The 8651-nt window shown below is 44.8% G+C and carries 8 protein-coding genes; 5 read left to right on the top strand and 3 right to left on the bottom strand.

Translation table 11 applies throughout. The features are described from left to right. Positions 1-171: 171 nt before the first annotated feature. Together ACJ751_RS11665 and ACJ751_RS11660 are read right to left on the bottom strand one after the other, a co-directional pair. On the bottom strand, positions 172-408 hold the full coding sequence (locus ACJ751_RS11665; RefSeq protein ID WP_407745672.1) for a hypothetical protein: 237 nt from the start codon (positions 406-408) through the stop codon (positions 172-174). Positions 409-531: 123 nt separating this feature from the next. Then, positions 532-2313, bottom strand: coding sequence for a MutS-related protein (locus tag ACJ751_RS11660; RefSeq protein WP_407745671.1), 1782 nt, complete (start codon positions 2311-2313; stop codon positions 532-534). Between the two features lie 164 nt (positions 2314-2477). On the opposite strand from ACJ751_RS11660, the gene ACJ751_RS11655 reads away from it, so the two are divergent. Next, the gene (locus ACJ751_RS11655; protein ID WP_407745670.1) at positions 2478-3893 is read left to right on the top strand and encodes an MBL fold metallo-hydrolase; all 1416 of its coding nucleotides are present in this window, start codon (positions 2478-2480) and stop codon (positions 3891-3893) included. A 69-nt stretch (positions 3894-3962) separates the two neighbouring features. Here ACJ751_RS11655 and ACJ751_RS11650 read toward each other — a convergent pair whose 3' ends face one another. Then, positions 3963-5231: an aspartate kinase gene (locus ACJ751_RS11650; RefSeq protein WP_407745669.1), complete on the bottom strand. Its 1269-nt coding sequence runs from the start codon at positions 5229-5231 to the stop codon at positions 3963-3965. A gap of 107 nt (positions 5232-5338) precedes the next feature. On the opposite strand from ACJ751_RS11650, the gene fbp reads away from it, so the two are divergent. From fbp to ACJ751_RS11630, 4 genes are all read left to right on the top strand, one after another. After that, entirely contained in the window at positions 5339-6358 is a 1020-nt protein-coding gene (gene fbp, locus ACJ751_RS11645) for a class 1 fructose-bisphosphatase (protein ID WP_407745668.1), read from the top strand. Positions 6359-6501: 143 nt separating this feature from the next. Beyond that, on the top strand, positions 6502-7122 hold the full coding sequence (locus ACJ751_RS11640) for a CAP domain-containing protein (protein ID WP_407745667.1): 621 nt from the start codon (positions 6502-6504) through the stop codon (positions 7120-7122). A gap of 217 nt (positions 7123-7339) precedes the next feature. Continuing rightward, the gene (locus tag ACJ751_RS11635; protein WP_407745666.1) at positions 7340-8104 is read left to right on the top strand and encodes an ABC transporter ATP-binding protein; all 765 of its coding nucleotides are present in this window, start codon (positions 7340-7342) and stop codon (positions 8102-8104) included. 27 nt (positions 8105-8131) lie between these two features. Further along, a partial coding sequence (locus tag ACJ751_RS11630; protein ID WP_407745665.1) for a YfiT family bacillithiol transferase occupies positions 8132-8651 on the top strand: 520 nt, incomplete at its 3' end.

Genomic DNA, 8651 nt, shown 5'->3' with positions numbered 1-8651 from the left:
ATACTTATACCGTAACCTATTTTTACGAATAAAGAAGTGCTTCTGTAAAACAAAATCCCTCCCGGCAACACCAGGAGGGATTTTTATTTTAACCGAGTATGTTTCAGCCGATGAATCACTATGTGTTTTCTATTTGCTGAATAAAATCCTTTTGTGCGACAGCTGTCCAAACTACTTCTTTCTCCATTCTTCAAACCGTTGCATCAATTCCTGGTGGCTAATGTAGTTGCCCTTTCCATATTGAGTCTCCGATTCCTTTACCAGTTTTTTATCAGCTTCGGTTAATTCGTCCCACCAATCTTCAACCGCTTTATCTGTTTCCAGTAATGCTTTTGCCTCTTCAAGAATTAATTCATTATCACATTGTTCAATAAGCTGATGCAATTCTTTCTTTATTGGCTTATCCATACAAACGCCTTTTTTCAAATATAATTAATTTTTCAATCATTCGAAACATTCAGTAATGCTGTAATCCATTTTCACCCGCCTTCGCTGTCGCTTCGGACGGGCAGGCATTTGCTAATTTTCACATTAAATGATCTCCATCTTCTCCATCAAAAACGAAGCATTTTTATTTTTCGCGACGCCGCGTTGCAGGGTATAATCAAACAATAATTCCCCGTTGCGGATGGTGCTTTCAAAACAATAATTGCTCACCTGTCCGGGCAGTTCAGCCTCCAGCCGGCTGAGGGTGAGGTCGTGCGTGGCAAACAAGGTTAAACAACGGTAGCGGATCAGCTTTTTTATGAATTGTTCTGAACCGTAGGTCTTGTCCTCCGAATTGGTGCCACGTAAAATTTCATCGATCAATATCAGTACCGGTGTGGTTTGTTGTTGCAGAAAATGAATGATCTGTTGCAACCGTTTTAACTCTGCCATAAAGTAAGAGGTTTGCTCCTGTAGGGAATCACTTACTCTTATGGAACCACGAATAACCATGGGGGTAAATGAAAACGTAGTGGCGCAAACCGGCGCGCCGCACTGGGCCAGTATCAGGTTAATACCCAGCGTACGCAAAAAGGTGGTCTTGCCGCTCATATTAGAACCCGTTACCAGCACCAGCTGTTCATTAGTGCCAAATGAACAATCATTCGCCACCCGGCCTTCGGCGGGGATCAGCGGATGGGCCATTTGTGTAGCGGAGATGGATAGCGTATCGGTATTAGTGGTGGCGTACTGGTACGCCGGATTATTATAGGCCAAAGTGGATAGCGAGTTCAGGCTTTCGATCATGCCCACAGTATGGATCCATTCATTGAACCTGTCCTTATGCTGTTGTTTCCAGCTTTCCAACGCCCACAAACACTGGATGTCGTACATAAAAAAACTGTTCAGAAAAATGTTGATGAACAGGTTCAGCCGCTGATCGAACATGGCCGATAAACGGGACAGCTTTTTTACCGAATGGTGCGCTTCGGCAGCTTTATCTTTTTCTTTTTTCAACAGCACCGAATTACTGGTTTCAACTTTAGCGAAAAGCGATAATATAGTGGCATACTGGTTCAGGATGGCTTCTTTTTTTCCCAGCAGGGTATGTTGCTGTTGAATACGTTTTGCATGCCTGCCAATGATGCCCCAGTTTATGAAAATAACAGGAATAAGTAACGCATAGTTTCCCGTGGCCAGCCAATAAACAAGAAAAAAGCTGCTGTACAAAGGCGTGAGAAAACGCAGCACGTTGATGAAACGATTGCCATAGATCACTTGCGGTTGCAGTAACCAGTCACCAATTTCATTCAGGTTGCCTTCTTTTTCTCCATTCAATAATCCATGCGCCGTTAATAATTGTCCCAACGCTCTTTGAGTGCTTAATGCACGAACAGCCTGTTGCTGATCATCGATGGAAGCGGTGTTCAGCAGGGGTTCATTCAACAGATCGGCCAGCTGTTTGGTGCCATGCCAGGTAGTGGTACGGTTGAGTAAAAGAAATAAAGAACCGGGGCCGAAAACATCCAGGTCGCCCGAGATACTGCCATAAGACAAAAACTCCCCGCCATTGTCGAACTGGTTGGGTTTGTTTTGCAGCACATTCAACTCATTGTTATTAATAAACAATAACTTTTCCAATAATGCTTTCCGATCGTTCAACCGCCAGGCAATGCGCACCAGGGTAGCAAAAACAATAGCCAGCAACAGGGTCGTCATTATCCAGGCAGTACTATGAACGCTGGCCCATTTGTAAACACCCCAGGCAAAACCGCCAAAACAGGTCATTCGCAACACAGCCACCCCGGTAGCGTAAGGTCTTAACTTGGTCAATTCATTAATATAATACTGCACTTTCTCTTCGTAAAAAGCAAGGGTTGTCGACATATTGAAATCGCTATATATTATTAAATTTTCAACACGCAAGATAGCTCAAAATTGGCTGCCACCGGTTCATATACTTTTTAGCATTCATATATCCAAATTTCGTAAAACTGCACTTGTATTTCACTGTTATAATTGTAACTTCAAAATAGTTAAACGGCTCAGCAATGGAATTCAAAATCTTATCCCATGCCGGTTTATTAGTAAAAAATAAACAGGGCAAATCCCTGATATGCGATCCCTGGTTAGTTGGCAGCAGTTACTGGCGTTCCTGGTGGAATTATCCGCCGGTTAGTAAAGACCTGATCGACTCCCTGCAACCCGATTTCATTTATCTTACTCATATTCACTGGGACCATTTTCACGGCAACTCCTTAAAAAAGTTCAGATCCGATATTCCCATCATAGTTCCCAAAGGCAATTACACCCGCATGAAAGACGACCTGTTTTACCTGGGCTACAATAATATAATTGAATTAAAACATGGCGAGCGCTATCAGATCGATGCGCATTTCAGCATTACTTCTTACCAGTTCTGGATGTTTCTCGACAGCGCCCTTCTGATTGAATGTGATGGGATAAAACTGTTGAACCTGAACGACAGCAAACACATGGGGCTTACCCTGAAACAAATAGTACGCAACCACAAGCCCATCGATTTTGTTTTCAGAAGTCACAGCTCGGCCAATGAACGGCTGTCGTACGAAATTGTTGATGAGCCCGGCGCCCCCGTTGATGACCTGGAACGGTACATCAGGGAATTTGCCCAAACAGCCAGGGCCACCAAAGCAAAATATGCCATTCCGTTTGCCAGCAATCATTGTCATTTACATAAAGACTCATTTCACTTCAACCAGTACATCCAACACCCGTTGCTGGTAGAAGATTATTTTAAACAACATAAAATACCATCACCCATAGTACGAGTGATGGTGTCGGGCGATAGCTGGTCTTCCACTACCGGTTTTTCCATTAGTGATAAAGACTGGTTCACCAACCGCCAAAAATTACTGGCGGAGTATTTACAGCAACAAAAAGAAAGCCTGGAGAAGTTCTATTCGCAGGAAAATAAAACCGAGATCGACAAACAAATTGTAGTTGATTATTTTGAGCAATTTACCAGTACGCTGCCGTTCTTTATCAGGCGTTATTTCAAAAAAGTTCATTTCACCTATGTGCTATCGGCGGGCGATACTACCAAATACATTTATCAAATAAACATTCACCAGGGCAGGGTAGTGGAGTTGCCGCCCGATACGCCATTAGACCACGCCACGTATCCCATACAAATACACACGACCGCCTTTATTTTTTTGCGGGGAATTGAATTCAGGATCTTCTCCCACATGTGTATTGGTAAACGCGTATTTTATAAGGTCACTTCCAGCCACAAAAAATACATGGAGGCGCTGAACCTGGTCTTCAACGCCTATGAATACGACTTGTTACCCCTCCACCGGTTATTTACCCGGCGATCGGTAGAATCCTGGTCAATGAGATGGCGGGAAGTTATTTTATACATGCAACTTGCTAAGGACAAGCTTATACATGGAAAGCTGGATTTGGATAAATACTTGCGATAGTTTATTAGTTATTTAGTTCGTTAGTTATTTAGTTGAACTAATAAACTAAACAACTAACAAACTAATAAACTATGACTTCTTCATAATAACCTGCACAGTTTGCGGAGTCTGTTGCATCAACTCTATAGAATGCCCCGCAATCATCTTCTGCAATATAGCTTCGTTATAATGCCGGATAGTAAGCAGGGTCAATCCTTTTTCAACCTGCACTTCAAAAAAGTCTGAAGCGGCAAGGGCCAGCTTTTCTATTTTTTCCGCATGATTATCCAGACAAACCTGAATGGTAACCGCGCCGGTTTGCATAAGGTTGGGTTTTATTTTGGTATCGGCCAGCAGCTGATACAGATCGGCTACCGGTTTCTCGCCCACAAACGAAAAATCTTTTGAATGCAGCTGTATCAGGACCTGGTTTTGTTTCAGCACAACGATCGGCGGCAGTCCTTTCAGCGTTTTATTATGAATAACAGTGCCGGCCAGGTCTTTATCGAGAAAGCATTTTACATACAGGGGAATGCCTTTATTCTGCAGGGGCTTGATGGTTTTGGGGTGAATTACCTGCGCACCGTAATACGCCATCTCGATCACTTCATCATAATTCAACTCATGCAGTAACCGGGCATCGCTGAACTCCTTGGGGTCGGCGCTCATTACGCCTTCCACATCTTTCCAGATGAATAGTCCGGCGGCGTTCAGTAAATTCGCAAACACAGCCGCGGTGTAATCACTGCCTTCCCGGCCCAGGGTGGTACTTTCATTTTCATCGGTTGAACCGATAAAACCCTGGGTTACGATGGCCTTGTATTCTTTCAATAGAGGCGCTACCAGGTTTTCCACTCTTTCCCCGGTAAATTGCCAGTCGATATTGGCATCGCGGAAATTATCATCGGTGCGAATAACGTCCCGCACATCTATCCAGTGATTGGAAAAACCGATCTCGTTCAGGTACGCGCTTACTATTACTGTCGACAATAACTCGCCAATGCACACTACCTGGTCGTAATAATAATCGAACTCCTGCACCGGTTTATCGTGCAACAGCCATTCTACTTCTGTAAAAAAATTAATAAGCTGCTCCAGTGCGTCGTTGTAGGTTGTAACCAGCAGGAATTTGGCAAGGGTAAGATGATTTTGCTTAATGGCATTAAACAACTGCAATGCCTCCTCTCTTTTACCGGCATAAAAAGCTTCTGCTACTTTTTCCAGGGCATTGGTGGTTTTACCCATAGCTGAAATAACAATGAGCAATTCCTCACCCTGGTATGATTTTAATATATGTCCCACCTGCTGGATCCTTTCCGTACTGCTAACACTTGCGCCGCCGAATTTAAATACGTTCATGTGTGTTTGATTAGTGACTGTTCGATAAGGTTGCGAAATTAAGGAAATAAGGGAGAGAAGTAATACCTTCGCCAGCTAACAACTGTTAACCAAACAACAGAGCCAATATGACCACTATTAACAGAAATGTATCAACCCTTGACGAGTTTACTATCCAGCAATTACGAGACTTTCCCAATGCCACCGGCGAACTGAGCGGACTTTTACGCGACATAGGGCTGGCTGCCAAACGGGTAAATGTTGAAGTAAATAAGGCCGGACTGGTAGACATTCTGGGTGAGGCGGGCACTATTAACGTACAGGGCGAGGATGTAAAAAAGCTGGATGTTTTTGCCAACAACCAGTTTACAGGCGTGTTGCAACATGGCATCAGCTGCGCCGGTATTGCCAGTGAAGAACTGGACGATTACGTAGCTTTTAACGATGCGGTAAGCAGGAACTCAAAATACGTTTGCCTGTACGACCCGTTGGATGGTAGTGGTAATATCGATGTGAACGTGTCTATTGGCACCATTTTTTGCGTATATCGCCGGGTAAGTGAAATAGGAACTGTTGCCACCGCAGCAGATTTTCTGCAACCAGGCAGAAAACAGGTGGCTGCCGGTTATATTATTTATGGCAGCTCCACCATGTTGGTGTATGCTACCCGCCGCGGGGTGAATGGTTTTACGCTCGATCCCTCTATTGGCGAATTTTGTTTAAGCCATCCCAATATCAAATGCCCTGAGTTTGGAAAGATCTATTCTGTTAACCATGGTAATTTCTTCCAGTACGAGAAGGCCGTTCAGAAATACATTGACATTTGTCAGAAAAAGAACAAGGATACCGGTGGTCCGTATACGCAACGGTATATTGGCAGCATGGTAGCCGATGTGCACCGCAATTTGATCAAAGGCGGTATTTTCATGTATCCCGGCACCATAGAAAAACCCAAGGGCAAACTGCGTTTGCTGTATGAGTGCAATCCGTTTGCATTTATTGCAGAAGTGGCCGGTGGCCGCGCTACCAACGGAAAGGAAAGGATACTGGATGTACAACCTACCGAACTGCACCAGCGCAGCCCCATGTTTATCGGCAGCCGCGGCATGATGGATGAGCTGGATGAATGTTTAAAAGCGCAGCAGTAAGCTGTGAGTAAATACATTAATTAAAGGCTAAAGCAAAAAGCGGCCGGCTTTGAGCTTTAGCCTTTTAACTTTTGGGTTTGGGTTTTAATCCTTCGCCTGGGAAATCTGGTATAGAATATGCATTTCTGCTTCAAAGCCACTTCATGAAACGGGATACGTGCAGACTCATCGGTATTAATATAATTTTCATTAGTATTTTCTTAACAATAGCAGGTTGTAAATCTTCCAGATCAACAACAAGCAGCAACACAGCCTATAGCGAAGGATATAGCGGAGGAGCTATCCCCAAAACTGTATCCAGAAACAGCAGTACAAAGCCCGGTGGCGTTGTCAACGAAAAGAAAGTGGTGGTAACGCCCACTACGCCGGTGGTAGCAGCTAACCTGGCGCCGGGGTTGGAAAGGGACATTCTTTCCCTGGTGAACGATTACCGCAAAACAAAAAAGCTGCCGCCGCTGTCAAACAATGGCGCCCTGGAGTACCAGGCCCGCCGCCATAGTATGGATATGGGCACCCATCGCGTACCATTTGGACACCAGGGCTTTACTTTCCGCATGAAATACGTTTTTGACAAGATCCCCGGTTCAACCCAGGTAGGCGAGAATATAGCCTATGGTAACCTGTCGGCCAAAGCAGTGGTAACTGGCTGGATCAACAGTGCCGAACACCGCAAGAATATGGAAGGGGACTTCAAATACACCGGAATAGGCGTTACACGTAATATGCAGAATCAGTTATACTTTACACAACTCTTCGCAAAATAGAATTAAGAAGTAGGAGGTAGGAAGTAAGAAAAGCCTGGGTTTTCAGCATCGTTCTTATTTCGATCCTCAGGCCTCGTACTTCGTACTTCTTACGTCCTACTTCAGCTCCTAAGAATCACTAAGTAACACGCATAAAGTGGCTCCCCTGTTATTCCAAATCCGGCCCCTCAGTATCAAACTTTCGGGCTATCTTGTGGGCCAAATTCAGGAATAGTACATGAGCAAGGTGATCATTTCCGTAAAGGACCTTTTCAAAAATTATGGCAGTTTCGAGGCCGTAAAAGGCATCAGCTTTGAAGTGAATGAAGGGGAAATATTCGGTTTGCTGGGTCCAAACGGCGCCGGTAAATCAACTACCCTCGAGATCATAGAAACGCTGCGCGAAAAAACGTCCGGCGAAGTATGGGTAAATGGATTCAACCTCGATAAAGATCCCAATTCCATTAAACAGGTGATTGGCGTACAATTGCAAACCTCGGGGTTTTATCCCGGGTTGAACCTGCTTGAACTGATCGATCTGTTTGCCGGGCTGTACAACCGGAAAGTGGATGCCCGCGCACTGCTGAAAATGGTGAACCTGGAAGACAAGGCCAAAAATAAATTCAAGGATATGAGCGGTGGCCAGAAACAACGCTTTTCCATTGCCACCACGCTCATCAATGACCCAAAGATCATTTTCCTGGATGAACCCACCACCGGCCTCGATCCGCAGGCCCGCCGCAACCTGTGGGACCTTATAAAATCGATCCGCGCAAAGGGCACTACCGTTATCATTACTACGCACTATATGGATGAAGCCGAGGTGCTGTGCGATCGTATCGCCATCATAGATGCCGGTAAGATCATTGCCCTGGCTACCCCCGATAAACTGATCGATGACCTGGTGGACACCGGTTTTGAACGACCCAAAGAAGTGAAGAAGGCGAACCTTGAGGACGTGTTCATTCATTTAACCGGACATGGTTTAAGGGAAGAAAAATAATTTGCTCATTTTCACATTAACATTGATATGGACTTACGTTATCCCATCGGTAAATACGAACCGCAACCGTTTTCCGATAAACAAAAACGCGAATGGCTGCAGGATATTCAATTCTTACCTGGCATGATTGAAATGGCCATCGAGAACCTGGATGAAAAACAACTGAATACGCCTTACCGCGAAGGTGGCTGGAATGTAAAACAGGTGGTGCACCATGTGGCCGATAGCCATATGAATGCCTATATCAGGTTCAAACTGGGGTTAACGGAAAACAAACCGACCATCAAACCCTACGAGGAAGCATTATGGGCCGAACTGAACGATGTAAAAGCCGTGCCCATCAATATTTCCATCACGTTATTATATGCCTTGCATACGCGCTGGCACTCAGCCCTGCTGAACCTGCCGGCCGAAGCCTGGAACCGGACGGTATTTCATCCCGAAAGTAAAAAGGAAATGACGTTGTATTACCTGCTGGGTATGTACTCCTGGCATGGACGCCATCACGTAGCGCATATTACTTCGTTGAGAGAAAGAAAAGGATGGT

Origin of the sequence: Niastella sp. (assembly GCF_045805085.1) — a bacterium.
Lineage (GTDB): Bacteria > Bacteroidota > Bacteroidia > Chitinophagales > Chitinophagaceae > Niastella.
This window is presented reverse-complemented; position numbering and strand designations above follow the sequence as displayed.

Bases quoted from the DNA above. Each gene is read 5' to 3' on its own strand.
- fbp (WP_407745668.1), top strand. From the start codon at position 5,339: ATGACCACTATTAACAGAAATGTATCAACCCTTGACGAGTTTACTATC.
- ACJ751_RS11665 (WP_407745672.1), bottom strand. From the start codon at position 408: ATGGATAAGCCAATAAAGAAAGAATTGCATCAGCTTATTGAACAATGT.
- ACJ751_RS11640 (WP_407745667.1), top strand. From the start codon at position 6,502: ATGAAACGGGATACGTGCAGACTCATCGGTATTAATATAATTTTCATT.
- ACJ751_RS11650 (WP_407745669.1), bottom strand. From the start codon at position 5,231: ATGAACGTATTTAAATTCGGCGGCGCAAGTGTTAGCAGTACGGAAAGG.
- ACJ751_RS11635 (WP_407745666.1), top strand. From the start codon at position 7,340: ATGAGCAAGGTGATCATTTCCGTAAAGGACCTTTTCAAAAATTATGGC.
- ACJ751_RS11655 (WP_407745670.1), top strand. From the start codon at position 2,478: ATGGAATTCAAAATCTTATCCCATGCCGGTTTATTAGTAAAAAATAAA.
- ACJ751_RS11660 (WP_407745671.1), bottom strand. From the start codon at position 2,313: ATGTCGACAACCCTTGCTTTTTACGAAGAGAAAGTGCAGTATTATATT.